The organism is Micromonospora deserti, assembly GCF_003236335.1.
GTDB lineage: Bacteria > Actinomycetota > Actinomycetes > Mycobacteriales > Micromonosporaceae > Micromonospora > Micromonospora deserti.
Map to the genome: position 1 here is coordinate 23,953 of NZ_POUB01000026.1, position 19,317 is coordinate 43,269.

Here is a 19,317-nt window from a genome sequence, read left to right on the forward strand (position 1 = left end):
TGGAGGCAGCTGCCAATGCTCCGTACCGGCGGCGACGAGGTAGGCGACAAGCTGATGGCCGCACCTGCGTTCCAGCCGCGGGACGGCGACCTGGCTGACCGCTGTGTGGTCGGGCGGCCTCACGGTCGGGCTGAGGTGGCGTGGCGCACGGGTGGATTGAGGCGGGCGAAGCCGGCTTGGCGGTAGTACGGAAAATACGGGTAGGGGGCTTCCCGGTGGCTCGCTGCATCGAGTCTCGCCAGGTGCTCCGGCGCCAGTGTCCACCCGGTCGCGCCGAGGTTCTGGCGAAGCTGCGCCTCGTTCCGCGCCCCGATGATGACGGAGGAGACTGTCGGTTGCCGGAGCAGCCAGTTGATCGCGATCTGAGGGACGCTCTTGCCGGTCTCCTCGGCAACCGAGTCGAGGGCATCGACAACGGCGAACAGATGCTCGTCGGTCACGGGAGGGCCGTACTCGGCGGTCTGGTGCAGTCGGCTCTGCGCGGGCAGCGGCTGGCCACGCCGTATCCTGCCGGTGAGCCTTCCCCAACCCAGAGGGCTCCAGACGAGTGCTCCGACACCCTGGTCGAGCCCGAGGGGCATCAGCTCCCACTCGTAGTCCCTGCCGACGAGCGAGTAGTAGACCTGGTGTGCGACGTAGCGGGGGTGGCCGTACGTCTCCGCGGCGGCCAGGGACTTCATCAACTGCCAGCCGGAGAAGTTGGAGACGCCCACGTAACGAACCTTTCCGGCTCGTACGAGATCCGCCAGGGTGGACAGGGCCTCCTCGACAGGCGTACCGGCGTCGTATGCGTGAAGTTGCAACAGGTCGATGTAGTCGGTGCCGAGGCGGCGCAGCGCGGCCTCACATGCCTTGATCAGGCGCGAGCGGGAGGTGCCGGCATCGTTGGGCCCCTCGCCCAGCGGCAGGCCGGTCTTGGTGGACAGCATCACCTGGTCCCGGCGACCCCTGATGGCCTTGCCGAGTGCTTCTTCGGAGGCGCCGTCGGAGTAGACGTCGGCGGTGTCGAAGAGAGTGACCCCCGCGTCCAGGCATATCTCCACGAGCCGGCGCGCTTCCTGCGCGTCGGTGGTGCCCCATGCGCCGAACAACGGCCCCCGCCCGGCGAAGGTCCCCGCGCCGAAGCTCAGTGCCGGAACGTTGAGCCCCGAAGCGCCCAGCCGCCTGGATTCCATACCAACCCTCGTCTCTAACGGTACTCTGGTTCCGTTAGAGACCGTAGCAGAATGAGACCGCTAATGGAACTAGAGACCCGTTATGAGGCCGAACCGGGGAGTGTCCGGCCGGGTGGCCGTACCGCACGGGTGCGGGCAGCGGTGCTCCGGGCCGCCGAGGACGTGCTTGCCGAGCAGGGCTTCGCCCACCTCGATCTCGCCGACGTCGCCCGCCGCGCCGCCGTCGGCAAGACCACCGTCTACCGCCGCTGGGGGACGGTGGCCAACCTGGTAGCCGACCTGCTGGCCGACATGGCGGAACAGTCGGTGCCTCGTACGGAGACCGGCTCGCTGCTCGGCGATCTCACGGCCAACGCTCGGCTTGTGCAGCGCACCCTGACCGACCCCCGTCAGGTCGCGTTGTTCAAGGCGGTGATTGCGGCCGCCACTTGGGACACACGGACCGCCCAGGCGCTGCGGCGGTTCTACGACATCCGGGTCAACGAATGGGCGCCCTGCGTACAACAGGCCATCGACCGCACCGAGATACCCCCCGACACCGACCCCCGGGAGGTGATCCGGGCCGTTTCCGCCCCTCTTTACTACCGGCTGCTGATCAGCGGCGAGGTCCTTGACCAGGCCGCAGCGGACCGGGCCGCCGCAGCCGCCGTGGCCGGGGCTCGCGCCGGGGTCTACCGGAGGGACGGGGACCGTGGATCGGCGTAGACCGGAACAGTCGCCCACCTACACGCCGTCGGCAGTTGATCAGTGAGTGCCAGCTCGCGCCGCGCGGCAGCCGGTATCCGAGGGCCAGGGCGTGCCGGGCGCCACTCCCACCACGGTTCCCCCGGCCCGGGCCGCCGCACCCCGGCTGGCCGCAGGTGCAAACGGCACCGATTCGAGTGGCGGGAAGCGTAACGTGAGCCACAGGATCGGCAGCTGGGAGGGGTGACGTGACGCAGCCCGACGAAGGTCGGGAGAAGAGCGCCAAGACCGATGACGTGCTCTTCTCTCCAGACGGGGACCCCCACCACAACCCGGCGCAGGCCCCCCAGCCTGACGAGCACCGCCCGGCGACGTTCACCCATGACGACCAGATTGACGTGGTCGACGACGAACAGTGACCGGCAGCTCGCAACGGTCACCGACGCCAGCTGACGACGGCCAAGGGCGGCGCGGCCCGGGGCATCAACCGGCCGGTACCGCCGCCGATCGTCAGTACTGGACAGTGCCGCCCCGACCCACCAGGCGAGGGCGCCAACATCTCCGCGTATGTCTGTCCTGGACCCGGCAGGCGATGCTTGACCGGCACGCGGTCATCTGGCGGGATGTCGATCTCGGTCGGCACGCCGCTGTCGTCCGCCCCCCGCCGTGCGGGCTCTTGAGACATTCGGAAGGTCCTTCCGTGCCCGATCAGTCCTGCGGAGGCATCGGCTCATCCGGCAGTGGCGACGGATTCCGGTTCGCTGTCTCCCACGTGGCACGGCCAGCCTCCGGCACCTCCTGGCCGCCGGGTCCGCCCGTCGGCTGCTCCGGGTGGACACCGCCACGCGGCACGTCAGACCGTCGCTCGTTCTCCTCGATCGGGGCCGCTGCCTACGATCACCTGGTCGGGACATGTGTCCTCCTCGCTAAGCGGGTCAACAGCAGCTCTCCTTCCGGCTACCGCGATCCCCCGCGTTGATACGGCTCCGCACGCGCCGTCAGTCGCGGCGCTCCTCTTCGAGGTTGACCGTCGTGCGCTGTTCCAGAACGTCGGCAGGGTTGGCGTCCACGGGCAGGGTCGGTGGGAAGCCGTCCCGCTCGCCCGGAACGGCGGCGCTCTGCTCCGCAACGTCGGCAGCCGTGGCGTCCATCGGCACACGCGTCGGTGGCAGTTCCGCGTCCGGGTCGTCGACGACCGTCTGCTGCTGCTCCACCGCGTCGGCCTCCGGCGGCTCCCGCAGCGGATCGCCCCGCTCGCCCCAGCGTTCGGTCACGTTGCCACTCCTCCCTGCTCGGCCCATGGGCCGGCGTCGACACCCCCGGCTGTCGGCTACCCGGTCCGTCCGGTCGCACACCTGGGACCCGACACCGGCCGCCGCGCCCGGCTACGGGGCGATCCGGCGGGGTTCCCGCATACCCGGACAGGCATGCGTGCCACCGCATCGGGGTACCCGGCCCATCCGAGCCGGTCGTCCCACTCGCCTGTCGCCATCGGCGAGAGAGGGGCGGGTCGCCCGGCCCTGTCCGGCAAGACGTCCGCCGTCAACGCCGCCGGCGGCAGGTGACCGTACACCTGACCAGGAGGGAAACCCCATGGCGACGACTCCGCACCCGCCCGGCCGGCCGGATGTCGAACGACCGATCGACCTCACCGACGTTCCGGGACGCGACAACCTTGGACCGGTGCCGGCCCCGCCGCCTCAGCCGGACGACGGTGGGGAGTCGGGAGGCGACATCGGCCGGCCGAAGCCCGATCGGTCGCGGCAGGACTGAACGATGGGACGCTACGGCGACGAGGTGACCGCCCTGGCGGCGCCGCTGGCCGGCCCCGGCGACCTGGACGCGCTGTTGGACCGCATCGGTGATGCCCGCGTGGTCATGCTTGGTGAGGCGAGCCATGGCACGCATGAGTTCTACACCTGGCGTGCGGCGATCAGCCGACGGCTGATCGAGGAGAAGGGCTTCTCGTTCGTCGCCGTCGAGGGCGACTGGCCCGACTGCGATCGGGTGGATCGCAGCGTACGGTGCCTGGCCGACGCGCCGACCGACCCGCGGGACGCACTGGCGACGTTCGAGCGGTGGCCGACGTGGATGTGGGCCAACGAAGAGGTCGTCGACTTCACCCGCTGGCTGCGCGCCCACAACGCCCGCGTCGACGAGGCGGCGCGGGTCGGCTTCCACGGCTTGGACGTGTACTCGTTGTGGGAGTCGCTCCGCGCGATCCTCACCTACCTCGGTGAGCATGAGCCGGAGCAGGTGCCGGCCGCGTTGGCCGCCTACCGCTGCTTCCAACCGTATGACGAGGACGGCCAGCAGTACGCGCTGGCGACCCGGTTCGTGCCGACCAACTGCGAGAACGCTGTCATCGACCTGCTGGTCAGGCTGCGCGAGCGGGCGGCGACCGACGGCGCGGGCCGGTTCGGGGCATGGCAGAACGCCGAGGTCGTCGCCGGCGCCGAGCGCTACTACCGGGCGATGGTGCGGGGCGGCCGCGAATCCTGGAACGTCCGGGACCGGCACATGGACGCCACCCTCGACCGGCTGCTCGACCACCGTGGGCCGGGCGCGAAGGCGATCGTCTGGGCCCACAACACCCATGTCGGTGACGCCCGGGCCACCGACATGGCCGACGCGGGCGAGGTCAACATCGGCCAGCTCGCCCGCGAACGCCACGGCCCGGACCAGGTTGTACTGGTCGGCTTCGGCACTCACCGCGGCACGGTGGTCGCCGGCCAGGCATGGGGCGCCCCGCTGGAGGTGATGCCGGTGCCGCCGGGTCGGTCGTACTCGCTGGAGGATGTGCTACACGACGCCGCACCGCCGCAGGCGTTGTTCATCTTTCCGCAGGGCGACCGGCCCGACGTGCTGACCCACGAACTCGACCACCGGGCGATCGGCGTCGTCTACCACCCGCAGCAGGAACGGCGGGGTAACTACGTGCCCACGGTGCTCGGCGACCGCTACGACGCCTTCTGCTGGATCGACCACTCCCACGCTCTCCGGCCGCTGCCCATCCGGCCGGCCGAGGCCGCCGAAGCCCAGACCTACCCCTCCGGAGTCTGATGGACAGTGGTACGAGCGGCCGCGGAGCGCCGCCGACGGGAGAGAGTGATGATTTTCGCGAACCGGGACGAAGCCGGTCAGGCGCTGGCCGGTCAGGTCGCACAGGAGGTGCCGGCCGCATCGCAGGAGCGACCGTTGGTGCTGGCCCTGCCCCGGGGCGGCGTCCCGGTCGCGGTGCCGGTGGCCGACCGGATCGGTGGTGAGCTCGACGTCGTCATCGCGCGCAAGATCGGCGCCCCGGGCCGACCCGAGTTCGGCGTCGGCGCGATCGCCGAGGGCGGGCCGCCGATCTTCGACGAGACAGCCCTGCGCCTGCTCGGTGTCACCGAAACAGACCTTGCCGAGACGGTGACGGCAGAACGCGCCGAGCTGAGCCGGCGACGGCATCGTTACCGGGGCGATCGTTCGGCACCGCCGGTAACCGATCGCACCGTCGTGCTGATCGACGACGGCCTGGCGACGGGGGTTACCGCGCACGCCGCTCTCCGCTGGCTGCGCACGCAACGGCCACGGCGGCTGATCCTCGCCGTGCCGGTCTGCTCCCGGCAGGCGCGCGACGCCCTGGCGGCCGACGCCGACACCGTCGTCTGCCTGCATGCCCCGGAGCAGTTCGCCGCGGTCGGGCAGTGGTACACCGACTTCGGTCAGCTGACCGACGCCGACGTCGACCAGATACTCAGCCGAGCGCGGTGAACCACCACCCCGGGGCCCTAGCCGCGCAGCCCTGCGCCCCGGCGCAGGCCGGCAGCCGTTCCTGACCGAACGCTAGGTAGCCGATGGCGAGACGAGGAGGAGACCACGATGGCACGGCAGCGAACCTACGACCACTCGGACGTCAAGGAACTCATGGACAACACCGGTGGTTGGGCCCGGAGTTGGGACGACGTACTCCGGTACCTCAGAGGTCCGGCCGTGCGGGACGCCGACTTCTCCAAGCAGGAGGTGCCGGTCCTCATCGAGGACATCGAGCGACTCAGGAACGAGAACGTTCCGTTCGACTGGGACTACCGGAAGGCGTGGGCCGCGATCAGCGGTGAGAAGACCAGCGACCTACCGCCGCCAGAGGGCATCAAGGAGCCTCCCACCAACCCGATCGAGTTGGAGGACCGCTACCTCAAGGGACTCGACTTTCCCGCCGGCAAGGACGCGGTGCTCGACCGGGCCCGCAGGAACGAGGCGCCTGAGCGGGTCACGCAGGTGTTGGGGCGAGTGAAGAAGAAGGAGTTCACGGATCTTGCCGAGTTGCTGGAGGCGGTGGGTGACCTCACCTGGGACCACGACTGAGATTTCCGGCCGAGTTGCACGAGCGCCGTCACCGGGGGGCCACGTCCGGCACCGGTTCTGGTCGGCGGTCAGGACTGCGGGTCGGGCTGGTCGGTGGCGGTGCGGATCCGGCTGACCAGCTGCTCCAGTGCGGCGACCTCTGCGTGCAGCGCGGCCCGGCCCTGCCGGGTCAACCGCAGCCAGGTGCACGGACGACGGCCCTCGTAGCCCTTGGTCACCTGGAGCAGCCCAGCCTGTTCCAGGATCCGCAGGTGCCGGTTGAGATTGCCGTCGGTGAGCCCGAGCTCGTCGCGCAGGGTAGCGAACCGGCACTCGTGCGTCTCGCTGAGCACGGTGAGGATGCCGAGCCGTACCCGCTGGTGGACGACGTCGTCCAGGGCCGTGGCGGGGTGCGGCGGTTGCTGCTGGGTCACGCGCGGTCCGCGCGGCCGGACAGCAGCCGGACGGCGGCGACGGAGAGCAGGGGCAGGGCCATCAGGACAAGATAGTGGCCGGGCCTCAGCGCGAGCTGTCCGCCGAGCGATTCCCCACCGCCGCCGAGCAGCCAACTCGCCCAGCCCGGCACGGAACCCAGCGGGAACGAGGTGCAGAGCCAGACCGTGAGCAGAGCGATCCACCCGCCGGCGACGACAAGACCGCGACTGCGTTCGGCCCGGCCGAGCACCACGACCGCCGCGGCGAGCGGCAGTAGTGGGGTCAGTAGCCCGGGCCAGAACGGCCCCTCGGCCGCGACGAGCCCGTCCGGCACCGGACCGGTGGGCACAGCGGCGAACACGGCCAGCAGGGCCAGCACCCCGAGCCCGGTGCCGACGAACAGTGGCCAGGCCACCCGTACGCCGAGCCGGCGGGCGCGCCAGTGGTACCAGAGGCCGGTGGCGGCGAACAGCAGGGGCGTCCCGACGAACCAGAACACGTAGGACGTCACCGGGTTGCGTTGCTCGTCGGGCAGTCCCGCCCACCAGGGATGATCGGCCATGATGGACGATGCGGAACCCAGCGGGTGGCGGTAGAGCGCCATGCTGGCCAGCAACAGCACGGCGATCCCTGTGGCCGGCAGCCATGCGCCGCCGTGGGCCCGCCGGTGCGTGCGTCTGCGTAGCCTTTCCAGCTCCGCAAGGGTGCGTCCGGCCTGCTCAGTGGCCCCCGGGTCCATGGCGTACCCCAATCTGCTTTGTAGGAGCAATAGCTTTGCTATGCAAAGCCTAGAGGGAGGGTGCCCCGGTGGCAAGAACCAGCGCCAGCCCGCAACCGCCACGTGTGCGCGACGCCGCGAGGACCACGCCGGGCTGCCGCCAGGCACGTACACCGGTGAGACGCCGGTGACCACGTCGACGCTCGTGCGTCAGCCCCGCTGGCCCACCTCACCCAGTGGTGCATGACCATCGCCGGCGCTCGCCGCCCCGGCCAACTATGACAAAAGCGGCAAGTAGCGCTACGTACCGGCCTCTGGCATGGCAGGCTGGCCACGACGCTGCGGGCCGCGTAACGCCGAATCTCGCGAACGGCCCCGGCGTCGTGGCTGGGCACGGTTCGCCCGCGACGACCGACGGCCGATGACTGCCCGACCTGAACGGCAGGGGATTGATGATGATGGTGTTGGCGGTGGGACTCCTTGAGCCCAGGGGGCCGGTCGCCGAGACGATCGCCGATCTGTGGTGGCTACTCCTCGGGCTCGGCACCGCTGTGTTCGTCGTGTTCGCCGTGCTGCTCGCCCGGGGCCTGTCCCGGACCCCGGGGGAAGCCGAGCCGGATGTACGCAAGCGTGTCGGCCGCTGGCTCGTCGGCGGCGGAGTGCTGATGCCGGCGATCGTGCTTGTCATCGTGTTCGCCGCGACCGTGTGGGCGATGCGGGTCATGCCGACCACCGCCTCCCGGGACGCGCTTGTCGTGGAGATCGTCGGGCACCAGTGGTGGTTCGAGGTCCACTATCCCGACGAGGCCGTCACCACGACCAACGAACTTCATCTCCCGGTCGGACGGCGCGTCGTGCTGAGGCTCACCTCCGCAGACGTCATCCACAGCTTCTGGGTGCCCGAACTCGGCGGGAAGATGGACATGCTGCCCGACGACACGAACGCGCTGGTGCTGCAGGCAGACGAGCCCGGCGAGTACTACTCCCGGTGTGCGGAGTTCTGCGGCCTGCACCACGCGGACATGAAAATGCTTGTCATAGCCGAGCCGCCGGACCGATTCGCCGCGTGGGTGGCAGCGCAGCGATGAGCAGCGAGCCGGAGGCACCACATCCTCGCCGGCCGACGCCGTCCGGCGCCGAGCCGGCGACCACCGACGAGCTCGACCGTCTCTGGGCCGACCCCCGGGGCCTACGCGGACAGCTCACCGGAGTCCAGAACGACAAGATCGGTACGCGCCTGCTCCTGACCGGATTCTTCTTCGCGCTGCTCGGCGGGAGCTTCGACTCCCTGGCGATGCGCTTACAGCTCGCGGTGCCGCAGAACACGCTCATCGGTCCGGAGCTGTACAACCAGCTGTTCACCAACCACGGCTCGGTGACGATGTTCCTCGTCATCCTGCCGATCTTCGAGGGTTTCGCGATCCTTCTCCTGCCCCCGCTGCTCGGCACGCGGGAGATGCCGTTCCCGCGCCTCGGCGCGCTGGCCTACTGGACGTTCCTTCTCGGCGGCCTGCTCTACTACAGCAGCACGTTGTTCCAGCTTGTCCCCGACGCGGGCTGGTTCGCCTACACCCCGCTGTCCGGTCCCGAGTTCTCACCGGGCCTCGCCATCGACTTCTGGGTCCTTGGGCTCGGGGTCGCGGAGGTGGGTGCGATCGCGGCCGCCGTGGAGATCATCATCGGCGTGTTGAAGATGCGCGCACCCGGGATGACGCTCAGCCGGATGCCACTGTTCGCCTGGGCAGTGCTGGTGATGGCGTTCATGATCCTGTTCGCGTTCACGACGCTCATCGTCGGCAGCCTGCTGCTGGAGCTCGATCGCGGTTTCGGAACCCAGTTCTTCGACCCACAGCACGGGGGCAGTTCACTGCTCTGGCAGCACCTGTTCTGGATCTTCGGTCACCCCGAGGTCTACATCCAGTTCATCCCCGCGGTGGGCGTCATGGCGATGATCGTTCCGGTGTTCGTCAGGCACCGGCCGGTCGGCTACACCTGGTTCGTCGCGTCGCTGGTGGCCGTCGGGTTCCTGTCGTTCGCCCTGTGGGCGCACCACATGTTCACGGTCGGGCTACCGCCGCTCGTGCTGAGCTTCTTCGCGGCCGCCAGCATGGCCATCTCGATTCCCGCCGGAGTTCAGGTCTTCTCCTGGCTCGCCACCATCTGGGCGGGGCGGCCGGTGTGGAAGACCCCGTTCCTGTTCTTCGTCGGCTTCCTGATCATCTTCGTGATCGGCGGTATCACCGGCGTCATGGTGGCATCCGTGCCGTTCGACCTGCAGGCGCACGACTCGTACTTCGTTGTGGGACACCTGCACTACGTCCTGATCGGAGGGGTGGTGTTCCCCATCTTCGCCGGTGTCTACTACTGGTTTCCGAAGTTCACCGGCCGGATGCTCGACGAGCGCCTCGGTAAGTGGAACTTCTGGCTGCTGTTCGTCGGCGTGAACGTCGCCTTCTTCCCGATGCACCAGGTCGGCCTGATGGGCATGCCGCGACGTGTCTACACCTACGACGAGGGACTTGGCTGGGGGATCCACAACCTCATCTCGACGATCGGGGTGTTGATCATCGCGCCGGGAATCGCCGTGTTCGTGTGGAACGTGTGGCGCAGCTACCGGCGAGGAGAGAAGGCGGGCAACAACCCGTGGGGCGCCGACAGCCTCGAGTGGGCGTTGCCGTCCCCACCGGCGCAGCATGGATGGTCGGTGCTGCCGATCATCCGCACCCGCCATCCGCTGTGGGATCAGGACGATCTGCACCGCGGCGACGGCCCGGTCGAGCGCTTCGTCCACGGAATCTCCCAGTGGCCGCTGAAGTGGCGGGCCGCGGTGATCGTCGGGACGGCCGACGCCCGGCCCCGGGAGGTCTTCCGCGTCGCCGGTCCGTCGATCTGGCCACTGGTCACCGCGCTCGGCATCGTGCTGATCTTCCTCAGTGAGCTGGTCAAGCTCCGCTGGGGCGCCATGGTCGGCGCGCTGATCATCGTTGGCGGCGTGATCGCCTGGAACTGGCCGAAGCCGCCGCCAATGAGCGAGGAGGACGAGGACGCCTTCGAGCGCGAGTACGGCGTACCGGTGAACGCCCACGGCAGCGTCGTCGTCGCCCGGTGGGGGACCGGACTGGTGATCCTCTTCGTCGGCACCGCGTTCGCCGCGCTGCTGCTGAGCTACTTCTACCTCCGGCTGGAGAACCCGCAGTGGCCGCCGCCCGGCGTCGGCGATCCGCCGATGGCGTTCGCGCTGCTCAGCGCTGCGCTCCTGGCCGCGAGCGCGGGCGCGGTCCTGTTCGCCGAGCGGCGCATCGGTCAGGGAGACCGCCGCGGCCTGCTCGGTGGCCTCGTCGCCGCCCTCATCCTCGGCGTAACGGGGACGTCCGTGCAGTGGTTCGACCTCACCCGGCTCGGCCTCGCCTGGCGTGCCCATGCCTACGGCTCGATCTTCTACACCCTCGCCGGCTTCGTCATCGTCGTCGCGGCCGCCGCCATCATCATGCTCACCATGACGATCTTCTGGACCACACGAGGGGCCTACAGCGCCCGGCGCCACGCACCCCTCGCCAACGTGGAGCGCTTCTGGAGGGCCATGGTCATCGTGTGGATCATCGGGTTCGGCACCCTCTACCTCGGTCCGTACCTGACATGAACCGACACGACAGCCCACGCGACAGGCCTTGGCGCAGGAAGGGCGCCACCACCGCGGGCAAGGGCACCCCGGTCGCGGTGGACGTTTCGGGCGGCCGCCGGGAATGGTCGGTGATGGCGCTGTTCCTGGCCGGACCGCTGATCTGGAGCGTCCACTTCATGGTCGTCTACCTCGCCGTCGAGGCCGGATGCACCGGCGACGGCCCGGGACTGGACGTGTTCGACCCACCGGCGCCGGTGGTCGTGACCCTGGCGGCCACCGCAGTCGCCGCGCTGGGGTGCCTGGCAACCGCCCTGTGGGCATACCGGCGGTGGCGCGCCGATCAGCGGGATCGCCCCGAGGGCCGCGGTCTCGAGACGCCCTACTGGGGCGGCAGCCTGGCCTTCGCTGGATTCCTGCTGTCGTTGCTCGGATTCGTGTCCGTCCTGCTCGTCGGTGTACCTGCCCTCTTCCTACCGGCCTGCCTGCCATGACCCTCGCGCACCCGGGCCAACCGCCGGCACCCCACGATCTGTGGACCGTGTGGGAGCCGGACCCGATGCTCGGCGCAGGCATTCTCCTCGCCGCGTGGGTCTACCGGTCCGGGCGGTCACGATCCCGGCCCCCGGCCGACGACAGAAGGGGCAGGTGCTTCGCCGGGGCGCTCGCAGTGTTGGGCATCGCGCTGCTGTCACCTCTCGAAACGATGTCGAGCGCGCTCGCCTCCGCGCATATGGTCCAACACCTGCTGCTTGTGCTGGTCGCCGCGCCGCTGCTGGCATTCAGCGCCCCCTGGGCGGCCGTGTTACGTGGTACGCCCCTGGTCGTGCGCCGCTCCGCCGCCCGATGGCGCAGAAGACTCCGGCTGACCAGGGGCAACACACGCTTCCTTCGCCTCCCGGGCACTGTCTGGCTGCTCCACGTCGGCACGCTGTGGTTCTGGCACGCCGCGGTACCGTACGGAGCCGCACTCGAGCACGAGATCGTCCACGTGCTGGAGCACGCGAGCTTTCTCATCACGGCGGTGCTGTTCTGGACCGCGATCATCGGAATCCGGCGCACCGGCGGGATGTCACCCGGGGTCGGCGTGCTACTCGTCTTCGCCACCGCCATGCAAAGCGTCTTCCTCTCAGCCCTGCTGACCTTCGCCCAAACCCCCTGGTACGACGGCTATGCGCGGACAACGCAACCTTGGCATCTGGAGCCGCTCGGCGACCAGCAGCTCGCGGGCGTCATCATGTGGATCCCGGGCGGCCTGGTCTACGTCGCTACGGGATTGATGTTGCTTGTCACCTGGATCCAGCGTAGCGAGCAGGCCGATCTGGCGAGCGGCCCGAGGAGACGGGCCAGGAGCAGCCCTGATGCCTCGGGCCGGTTCAGCGGCGGAGGGTGAGTGTCGGTCAGCCGTCCCGAGGCCGAGGGCAACACTCGGAGGAGCCACCTCAAGCAGGCCGGCGTTCCCCAGAGTGGCACCGTGGCGAGAGAAATCAGCGGGAGGTTCCGTTGCGACGTTCCGCAGGCTCTGCTGCCGCGGGGGTGCGCGGCGGCACGGGGGTGGACACGACGATGGAGCTTATGGTCTGGCCGTAAAGCAGGAACTGGTCGAGGACGGCTTCGAGGGCTCCGATGGTGGGTACGTGGATCTTGAGCAGGAAGCAGTCCTCGCCTGAGATGCGGTGGCATTCGCTGACCTGGGACGTCCGGGTGGCCAGTTCGGCGATCTTGGGTAGCTGCCCGGGACCCGGGCGGATCCGGACCCACGCGGCGACGGGCAGGCCGATCGCGGCAGGGTCGATGTCGACGCGGTAGCCACGGATGACGCCGGCCTCCTCCAGCCGGGCGAGGCGCTCCCGGACAGCGGGTGCGGACATGCCGACCCGGCGGGCGAGTTCGGCGGCACTGGCCCGCGGGTCGACGCTCAGTACGTCGAGCAGGCGAACATTCGTGCCGTCGAGGAGTGACTTTCCGTCTAGAAGGTTGGAAGGCGGCCTTGGCGTACGAGCAGTCATAACACGGGGCCTCTCTCCTTCGATCACGCCTGGTATCAGGCGATTTCTCTTCCGAAGATAGAGGAATGCCGCAGCCACGTTCCACCCAGCGCAGAACAGCCTCGATCGCACCGCTCGTGCAGCGGCTGCCGCCGCACGCCTACTTCGCCATCAGCGCGGTGTTTCACTACCTCGGGCCAGCGTTCGCAGTGCTGCTCTTCGCCCGCGTCGAGGTGCTGGGCGTGGCGTGGCTGCGCATCGCCTCCGCTGCGCTGGTGTTCGCCCTGTGGCGCCGGCCATGGCGGCTGTGGCAGCGCCTTGACCGGCCCACCCGGCGGTTACTGGCGGGATGGGCGGCGGTGCTCGCGGTGATGAACAGCTGCTTCTACCTCGCGCTCGATCGGCTGCCGTTGGGCACCGTCGCGGCGATCGAGTTCCTGCCCGTCATCGTGCTGGCTGCCGTCGCCGTTCGGACCCCGCGCAACATCCTGGCGCTGGTGTGCGCCGTGGCGGGGGTGTACCTGCTCACCGACGTGCGGCTGGCCGCCGAACCGGTGGGCATCGCCTTCGCTGTGGCCAACGCTGTGCTGTTCGCGTTGTACATCGTGTTAGGTCACCGGGTTGCTCGTAGCCCGCAGGTACCCGGCATCGACGGCCTCGCGGTCGCGATGTTGCTCGCAGCCGCGATCGCCCTGCCCATGGGAATCACCGGCGCGGCGCCGGCGCTGACCGACCCCGTCGCGCTGGCCGCCGGCATTGGTGTCGGCATCTGCTCGTCGGTCATCCCGTACGTCACCGACCAGCTCGCCATGTCCCGCCTGCCGCGTGCTACCTACGCGCTGCTGGTGTCCTTACTGCCGGCCACCGCCACCGTTATCGGCGTCGTCGTGCTGATCCAGCTTCCGACCGCCGAGGAGATCGCCGGCGTGGTGCTGGTCGTCGCGGGCGTTGCCGTACACCAGGTGGCCAACGCCCCCGTGCCGTCCCGCAATTGATCCCTAACGGCCCCGGCGTCCCATGGCCCACGGCGTTCCTCTAGGTACCGACTATACGCAGGGTGTTAGCGTCGCCCGGCCCCGACGATCCGCGCCCAACGAACGGCCGCAGCGCCGAGAAGAAGCCCCGCACGCAGGTGCCGCGGATCATGTCGGGCCTGATTGGTCACGTCCGGACTGCCTGAATCTGTGGCCCCGTCCTTACGAAGTGGTGACGTGGACCGGTCCCGGTCATCGGCACTCCCTGTCCCACCCGTACCTCGTGGCGCCGCGACATTGCCACGCGGCTGACGTCTGGGAGGTGCAGCGATGAGTCATGGCGTGCGACGAACACGAACACGCTGGCAGGAATTCCGCATCGTGGCGGTGGCGTTCACGCTGTCCGCCGTCGGTGCGGTCACGGCCGGTGTGGTGGTCAGCTCCCGCAATGGGCGGGCGTTGGCGGAGGCGGCTCCGGTGTCGAGCTTCGTGCCGATCGAGCAGGTCACGCCGAACGTGAAGGCTCCGCCACCGCGGCGCAGCGGCTCGGCCGGGGTGTTCACCGTCGATTGCGGAACCAACGAGAACGGGAAGTTCAGTCCGGACAACCCGGTGGCGCAGCCGGGTGTCCGTAACGGGGCTCAGCACGTGCACGACTTCGTGGGCAACCTGTCCATCACCGCGGACTCCACCGATGAGAGCCTGGCCGCCTCCGGCACCACCTGCCGCAACGGCGACCGGTCATCGTACTTCTGGCCCGTCGTGCGCATCGACCGGCAGGCCAACCGCCAAACCAACCCGGTCGGCGCGGACGCCGACACCCTCAGGGCCGCGGGCCCGGGCACGGTGGGCTGCCCCACCGTGCGGGACAAGCTGCCGGCGGTGCCGGCCAGGGCGGCGGACGAGGTGAACCGGAACCTGGCGTTGCTGGACCGGCAGATGGCGGAGGCGAACCGGAGGCTGGTGACCTCGCGGGGTGAGGGTGGCCCGAACTTCGTGAACAACGCCATCCTCGGCCCGCTGCGGGACAAGCGGATCGCCACGCTGGACCGGATCGCGATCGCGATCGGCCGGCAGAGTGCCCGCCCCACCGGTCTGGTTTCGCTCGCCGACTGCGAAGTCAGCTACGACGGGGCCCATGCCGGGCACCACGGTGGTGCCGCTACGGGCGGCGCCCCGAGTGGCAACGTGGTCACCCCAACCGTCAACTGCCCCACCGTGCGGGACAAGCTGCGGGCGGTGCCGGCCAGGGCGGCGGACGAGGTGAACCGGAACCTGGCGTTGCTGGACCGGCAAATCGCGGAGGCGAACCAGAGGCTGGTGACCACGCAGGGTGAGGGTGGCCCGAACTTCGTCAACAACGCCATCCTCGGCCCCTTGCGGGACAAGCGGATCGCCACGCTGGACCGGATCGCGATCGCGATCGGCCGGCAGGGTGCCCGCCCCACCGGTCTTGCCGCCTTGGCGTGGTGCTCGCTCAACGGCGCCGGCTCCGGTCCCGCCCCGAGCGCCAGCGCAAGCGCCGGCGGGGAACTGCCCGGCGTGCAAGGCCCGAACCTGGAGATCGCCGGCAACGTCGGAGCCATCCTGCGGCCCACAAGGGTGCAGATCGAGTACCGGGGCAACCCCACCACCAAGGTCGTGGCCATGCCGCGATTCCTGCGCGCACTCACCGGGGAGTCCAAGCCGACCAGTCGCGGGCCAGCCAACGCCCGCGCCTCGTGGACCTGCAGCGGGTTCACCGACCGGCTCACCGACAGGTACCCGATCTGCCCGCCCGGCAGCCAGGTCATGCGAGTGCACGACTTCCCCAGCTGCTGGGACGGCGAGAACATCGACAGCGCCAACCACCGAGACCACATCCGGTTCCCGGACGCGGCCACCGGCGCCTGCCCGGCCGGCACGGTCGCGGTGCCACAGCTACGGATCGGCATCAGCTACAACATCCCGCTGGACGTGCAGCGCAACGGCCAGTACCAACTCGACTCGTTCCCGGAGGAGAACCACAACCCGGCCTCGGACCACAACGACTTCATCAACGTCAACTCCACCCGGCAGATGGCCAAGATCGTGAACTGTGTCAACGCCGGCCGCCGCTGCGGCTGACACCGCTATCCCCTGGTGGGTCCGGCCGTGGCAGGCCGGGCCCACCGGGATCCGGCGGCAGATGCGCGCGGCAACAGGAACGTCGGGCATAGCCGTTCCCTCGGCCCGTGCCCTTCAGGCGTCCGCCGGATGCGGCGATGCGGGTGGCTTGGCCGCCAGGCCGAACGATCTACGCCCAACACATCTGTGAGGAGTCCTCAGGGGAGGTTCCCGGGTCTTCCCGGATGTCGACCGGTTCGGAACAAACGACCATCGGACTGCTTGATCCGCCAGCCAGGAGTGAATTCCGATGAGACGTTCCCGTACCCGTCGTATCCGCTGGGCCGCCCTCCTCGCCGCTGGCGTCGCGTCCGCCGTCGCCGGTGTCGTCGGCGTGGTCCAACCCGCGGCGACCGCCGGCCCAGCGTCGGTCATTGCCTGGGCTCCGTGCCCGCAGGACGCCACCGCGCAGTGCGGGACACTGTCGGTACCGGTCGACTGGGCCGACCCGGCGGCACCGAGACTCGATCTCGCCGTCGCGCGCCGCCCGGCCGCCGACCCGCAGGCCCGCATCGGCACGCTGGTGTTCGGCCCCGGCGGGCCGGGCGACTCCGGTGTGTCGCGGGTCGTGACCGGCGTCGGCCGGTTCAGCGACGAACTGCGTCGCCGGTTCGACATCGTCAGCTTCGATCCGCGAGGCGTGGGCGGCAGCAACCCGGTGGCCTGCTCGCCGGATCTGCTCGCCAGCCGGCCGTCGCCCCTGCTGACCAGCCAGGCCGAGTTCGACGCGCTGCTGGCCTACAACCAGCGGCTGCGCGACGACTGCCGGGCACGTACCGGGCCCGTCTTCGACCACGCCGACACCCTCAGCACAGTGCGGGATCTGGACGCTATCCGGGCGGCTCTGGGCGAGGACCGTCTGACCTTCCACGGCAGTTCCTACGGCACCCTGCTCGGCGAGCAGTACGCCGAGGCGTTTCCGCACCGGGTGCGGGCGCTGGTGCTGGAGAGCGTCGTCGACCACAGCCTCGGTACCCGGGGCTTCCTGACCAGCCAGGCAGCCGCGGTGCAGGACTCGTTCGACGAGTTCGTGGCCTGGTGCGACCGCACCGCCGGCTGCGCACTGCACGGCCGGGACGTGCGTGCGGTCTGGGCCGACCTGATGGCTCGCGCCGAACGCGGCGAGCTGCGCAGCGCCACCGACCCGGCCGTCGCAGTAACCCCGTTCGACCTGGTCGTGACCGCACACCGCGGGTTCGCCCGCCCCGCCTGGGCCGACCTGGCCAACCGGCTCGCCACCATGCACGCCGGCGGCCCAGCCGCGGTGGCCGCGTTTCCACCGCTGGTCACCGCCGCTTTCTGCGCCGACTGGAGCCTTCCGGTGCGCGACTACCGGCAGTACGCCGACCTGCTGCGCCGAGCAGCCCGCGTCGCACCCGACGTGAGGTACTCGGCGTCCCTCTGGGCCGTCGCGGCGTGCCTGGGCTGGCCGCAGCCGGTCGCCAACCCCCAGCACCGGCTGAAGGTGCGCGGCACGCCGCCGATCCTGCTGGTCAACAGCCGGCACGACCCGGCCAGCGGCTACAACTGGGCGACGAACGTGGCGCGGCAACTCGGCGACCGCGGCGTGCTGCTGACGTACGAGGGCTGGGGGCACGGCGCCTACACCCGCAGTGCCTGCACCACTGGCGCCGTCGACGAATACCTGATCTCGACGCGCCCGCCGGCGCCCCGCGCCACCTGCCCGGCTGTCGAGCCCTGATCGAGACCACCTGCGGGCGAGGCGTAGCCGCCACGTGGGTCGGGTCGGGCCGCCCGGCCTGGGCGGGAGGGTCACCAGCGGTGCGGGTCCGGGCAGGACGTCACCGTCGCCCTGGCCGGCTCGGCTCGGAGGAGGTCGCGGGCGCGCGCCCGGCCCAGGTTCCACGTCCGGACGCCGTCGTCGGGCAGCTCCAGGGCGATGTCGCGCAGCGCGCAGGAGCGCAGCGGCTCCGGCAGCCGGTCCAGGACCGGTGCGGCGTCGGCGGAGAGCCCGGCGAGGTAGCCGACGTCCAGCCGGCCGGTCTCCAGGTACCGGTCGACGTTCCGCTCGGCGATCAGCCGGTCGGGGTCGGCGACCGCCAAGCCGAGCAGTGCGAGGACCGCCGTGGCCAGCACCAGCCGCGGCAGCCACCCGGCCCGAAGGCGGATCGCGGCCACCCCGACCAGCACGAAGAGCAGCCCGAGCCAGAGCTCGACGGTCGCCACCACCAGCCGCAGCCGGGTCGCCCCGTAGGCCTGCGCGTAGACGTTCATGCGGTAGAGCGCCGAGGCGACGACCACGAGGCTGAGCAGGGTCAGTGCGCCGAGCAGGACGCGGATCAGCAGCCGGTCGGCGCGGGTGTCCCGGGGTGCCCAGCGGGCCGCGCCGGCGAGTACCAGCAGGGTGAGCGCGGAGACCGCGAGTAGTTGCCAGAACCCGCTGCGCGCGTACTGGGCGTAGCTGAGGCCGGCGGTGCGCAGCACGTGCCCGGACCCGCCGAAGAGTACGGTGAGCTGCACCAGCACGAACACCGCGAAGAGCGCGTCGAGCAGGGCCAACGGCAGCGCCCACTCCAGCCGGTGCACCGGTCGGGCCGGCGCCGCGCGCAGGTCCAGGTCGGGCGGCCGGGTCAGCAGGTACGCCCCGCCGAGCAGCCAGCCGCCGATCAGCAGGAAGCGGAACGTCCAGCCGACCACCCCGCCCGGGGAGATGTCGGGCAGCAGGTCCGCGAGCAGATCGGCGAAGATCGCGTCGGCGGAGGAGAACAGCAGCCCGAAGGGGACCAACAGCGCGACGGAGACGGCCACGCTGGCCAGCACCCTGCTGAGACCAGACCCGTCGGGCCGGCGCCCGGCCAGCCCGCGTCGGGCCCAGGGCAGCGCCCGGAACGCCGCCACCGGCGGCAGCATCGCCGCCGCCAGCATGCCGATCGGCGTACGTCCGCCGGTGACCGCGAGCGTGGCGGTCGCCACGGCGGCGAGCAGGCAGAGCACGAAGAGCCACCCGGCCGCCCGGACCGAGCCGACCCCGACCAGGGCGATCGTGGCCGTCGCCCAGGCCAGCTGGGACGCCCGCCCCGGTGCCCCCGTGGCACCGGGACGGGCGGCCGCGCCGGCGACCCGGCCGGCCCCGGCGGTCGGCGCGGCGGATCTCTGTGCCGGCGGGCCGGCGTCGGCGGTCGGCGGCTCGGACCGGTTTGCCGGCGGGCCGGCGGTCGGCGTGCCGGACTTGCTTGCCGGGGAGCCGGCGTCGGCGGTCGGCGGCTCGCTTGCCGGCCGGTCGGTGGGGGGC

At 70.5% G+C, this 19,317-nt stretch carries 18 protein-coding genes; 12 read left to right on the plus strand and 6 right to left on the minus strand.

The genetic code is table 11. The features are described 5' to 3' along the window. Positions 1 to 119: 119 nt before the first annotated feature. Positions 120 to 1,175, minus strand: coding sequence for an aldo/keto reductase (locus C1I99_RS06610; RefSeq protein WP_111133315.1), 1,056 nt, complete (start codon positions 1,173 to 1,175; stop codon positions 120 to 122). A gap of 63 nt (positions 1,176 to 1,238) precedes the next feature. On the opposite strand from C1I99_RS06610, the gene C1I99_RS06615 reads away from it, so the two are divergent. Both C1I99_RS06615 and C1I99_RS33210 read left to right on the plus strand, forming a co-directional pair. Next, positions 1,239 to 1,880, plus strand: coding sequence for a TetR/AcrR family transcriptional regulator (locus C1I99_RS06615; protein ID WP_111133316.1), 642 nt, complete (start codon positions 1,239 to 1,241; stop codon positions 1,878 to 1,880). 227 nt (positions 1,881 to 2,107) lie between these two features. Beyond that, a complete protein-coding gene (locus tag C1I99_RS33210; RefSeq protein WP_199562012.1) occupies positions 2,108 to 2,278 on the plus strand; it encodes a hypothetical protein in 171 nt (56 codons plus the stop codon). Positions 2,279 to 2,857: 579 nt separating this feature from the next. Here the strand turns inward: C1I99_RS33210 and C1I99_RS06620 are convergent. Further along, complete coding sequence (locus tag C1I99_RS06620; protein ID WP_111133317.1) at positions 2,858 to 3,133, minus strand: Rv3202a family protein; 276 nt, start codon at positions 3,131 to 3,133, stop codon at positions 2,858 to 2,860. A 502-nt stretch (positions 3,134 to 3,635) separates the two neighbouring features. Between C1I99_RS06620 and C1I99_RS06630 the strand changes: the two genes are divergently transcribed. The 3 genes from C1I99_RS06630 to C1I99_RS06640 all read left to right on the plus strand — a co-directional run bounded on the left by C1I99_RS06630 (position 3,636) and on the right by C1I99_RS06640 (position 6,206). Then, positions 3,636 to 4,922, plus strand: a complete 1,287-nt coding sequence (locus C1I99_RS06630; protein ID WP_111133319.1) for an erythromycin esterase family protein — start codon at positions 3,636 to 3,638, stop codon at positions 4,920 to 4,922. A gap of 48 nt (positions 4,923 to 4,970) precedes the next feature. Next, positions 4,971 to 5,615 carry a phosphoribosyltransferase gene (locus tag C1I99_RS06635; RefSeq protein ID WP_111133320.1) on the plus strand — a complete coding sequence of 215 codons (645 nt, stop codon included), beginning with the start codon at positions 4,971 to 4,973 and terminating at the stop codon, positions 5,613 to 5,615. Positions 5,616 to 5,723: 108 nt separating this feature from the next. After that, positions 5,724 to 6,206, plus strand: a complete 483-nt coding sequence (locus C1I99_RS06640; protein ID WP_111133321.1) for a DUF2795 domain-containing protein — start codon at positions 5,724 to 5,726, stop codon at positions 6,204 to 6,206. Positions 6,207 to 6,274: 68 nt separating this feature from the next. Here C1I99_RS06640 and C1I99_RS06645 read toward each other — a convergent pair whose 3' ends face one another. Then, positions 6,275 to 6,619 carry a winged helix-turn-helix domain-containing protein gene (locus C1I99_RS06645; RefSeq protein ID WP_111133322.1) on the minus strand — a complete coding sequence of 115 codons (345 nt, stop codon included), beginning with the start codon at positions 6,617 to 6,619 and terminating at the stop codon, positions 6,275 to 6,277. Continuing rightward, on the minus strand, positions 6,616 to 7,242 hold the full coding sequence (locus C1I99_RS06650; RefSeq protein WP_146603906.1) for a hypothetical protein: 627 nt from the start codon (positions 7,240 to 7,242) through the stop codon (positions 6,616 to 6,618). Before C1I99_RS06650 ends, C1I99_RS06645 begins: the two co-directional genes overlap by 4 nt. A 551-nt stretch (positions 7,243 to 7,793) precedes the next feature. Here C1I99_RS06650 and coxB point away from each other — a divergent pair. From coxB to C1I99_RS06665, 4 genes are all read left to right on the plus strand, one after another. Continuing rightward, entirely contained in the window at positions 7,794 to 8,426 is a 633-nt protein-coding gene (gene coxB / locus C1I99_RS06655; RefSeq protein WP_158554016.1) for a cytochrome c oxidase subunit II, read from the plus strand. Then, positions 8,423 to 10,978 carry a cytochrome c oxidase subunit I gene (gene ctaD / locus C1I99_RS06660; RefSeq protein ID WP_111133325.1) on the plus strand — a complete coding sequence of 852 codons (2,556 nt, stop codon included), beginning with the start codon at positions 8,423 to 8,425 and terminating at the stop codon, positions 10,976 to 10,978. The genes coxB and ctaD overlap by 4 nt, the downstream gene beginning before the upstream one ends. Before the next feature lie 113 nt (positions 10,979 to 11,091). Further along, on the plus strand, positions 11,092 to 11,451 hold the full coding sequence (locus tag C1I99_RS32630) for a hypothetical protein (protein WP_158554017.1): 360 nt from the start codon (positions 11,092 to 11,094) through the stop codon (positions 11,449 to 11,451). Positions 11,452 to 11,516: 65 nt separating this feature from the next. Continuing rightward, positions 11,517 to 12,350 (plus strand): cytochrome c oxidase assembly protein, encoded by an 834-nt coding sequence (locus C1I99_RS06665; protein ID WP_233512370.1) that lies wholly within the window; start codon positions 11,517 to 11,519, stop codon positions 12,348 to 12,350. A 94-nt stretch (positions 12,351 to 12,444) separates the two neighbouring features. On the opposite strand, the gene C1I99_RS06670 is transcribed toward C1I99_RS06665, so the two are convergent. Next, positions 12,445 to 12,966 carry an Lrp/AsnC family transcriptional regulator gene (locus C1I99_RS06670; protein WP_111133327.1) on the minus strand — a complete coding sequence of 174 codons (522 nt, stop codon included), beginning with the start codon at positions 12,964 to 12,966 and terminating at the stop codon, positions 12,445 to 12,447. A gap of 65 nt (positions 12,967 to 13,031) precedes the next feature. On the opposite strand from C1I99_RS06670, the gene C1I99_RS06675 reads away from it, so the two are divergent. From C1I99_RS06675 to C1I99_RS06685, 3 genes are all read left to right on the plus strand, one after another. Next, the gene (locus C1I99_RS06675) at positions 13,032 to 13,940 is read left to right on the plus strand and encodes an EamA family transporter (protein WP_111133328.1); all 909 of its coding nucleotides are present in this window, start codon (positions 13,032 to 13,034) and stop codon (positions 13,938 to 13,940) included. A 309-nt stretch (positions 13,941 to 14,249) separates the two neighbouring features. Beyond that, complete coding sequence (locus C1I99_RS06680; protein ID WP_111133329.1) at positions 14,250 to 16,025, plus strand: DUF1996 domain-containing protein; 1,776 nt, start codon at positions 14,250 to 14,252, stop codon at positions 16,023 to 16,025. Positions 16,026 to 16,314: 289 nt separating this feature from the next. Continuing rightward, on the plus strand, positions 16,315 to 17,766 hold the full coding sequence (locus C1I99_RS06685) for an alpha/beta hydrolase (protein WP_199562013.1): 1,452 nt from the start codon (positions 16,315 to 16,317) through the stop codon (positions 17,764 to 17,766). A gap of 71 nt (positions 17,767 to 17,837) precedes the next feature. Here the strand turns inward: C1I99_RS06685 and C1I99_RS06690 are convergent. Then, on the minus strand, positions 17,838 to 19,317 hold a 1,480-nt coding region (locus C1I99_RS06690; RefSeq protein ID WP_111133331.1), incomplete at its 5' end, for a DUF4153 domain-containing protein.

Bases quoted from the DNA above. Each gene is read 5' to 3' on its own strand.
- C1I99_RS06610 (WP_111133315.1), bottom strand. From the start codon at position 1,175: ATGGAATCCAGGCGGCTGGGCGCTTCGGGGCTCAACGTTCCGGCACTG.
- C1I99_RS06615 (WP_111133316.1), top strand. From the start codon at position 1,239: ATGGAACTAGAGACCCGTTATGAGGCCGAACCGGGGAGTGTCCGGCCG.
- C1I99_RS06630 (WP_111133319.1), top strand. From the start codon at position 3,636: ATGGGACGCTACGGCGACGAGGTGACCGCCCTGGCGGCGCCGCTGGCC.
- C1I99_RS06635 (WP_111133320.1), top strand. From the start codon at position 4,971: ATGATTTTCGCGAACCGGGACGAAGCCGGTCAGGCGCTGGCCGGTCAG.
- C1I99_RS06640 (WP_111133321.1), top strand. From the start codon at position 5,724: ATGGCACGGCAGCGAACCTACGACCACTCGGACGTCAAGGAACTCATG.
- coxB (WP_158554016.1), top strand. From the start codon at position 7,794: ATGATGGTGTTGGCGGTGGGACTCCTTGAGCCCAGGGGGCCGGTCGCC.
- ctaD (WP_111133325.1), top strand. From the start codon at position 8,423: ATGAGCAGCGAGCCGGAGGCACCACATCCTCGCCGGCCGACGCCGTCC.
- C1I99_RS32630 (WP_158554017.1), top strand. From the start codon at position 11,092: ATGGCGCTGTTCCTGGCCGGACCGCTGATCTGGAGCGTCCACTTCATG.
- C1I99_RS06665 (WP_233512370.1), top strand. From the start codon at position 11,517: ATGCTCGGCGCAGGCATTCTCCTCGCCGCGTGGGTCTACCGGTCCGGG.
- C1I99_RS06670 (WP_111133327.1), bottom strand. From the start codon at position 12,966: ATGACTGCTCGTACGCCAAGGCCGCCTTCCAACCTTCTAGACGGAAAG.
- C1I99_RS06675 (WP_111133328.1), top strand. From the start codon at position 13,032: ATGCCGCAGCCACGTTCCACCCAGCGCAGAACAGCCTCGATCGCACCG.
- C1I99_RS06680 (WP_111133329.1), top strand. From the start codon at position 14,250: ATGAGTCATGGCGTGCGACGAACACGAACACGCTGGCAGGAATTCCGC.
- C1I99_RS06685 (WP_199562013.1), top strand. From the start codon at position 16,315: ATGAGACGTTCCCGTACCCGTCGTATCCGCTGGGCCGCCCTCCTCGCC.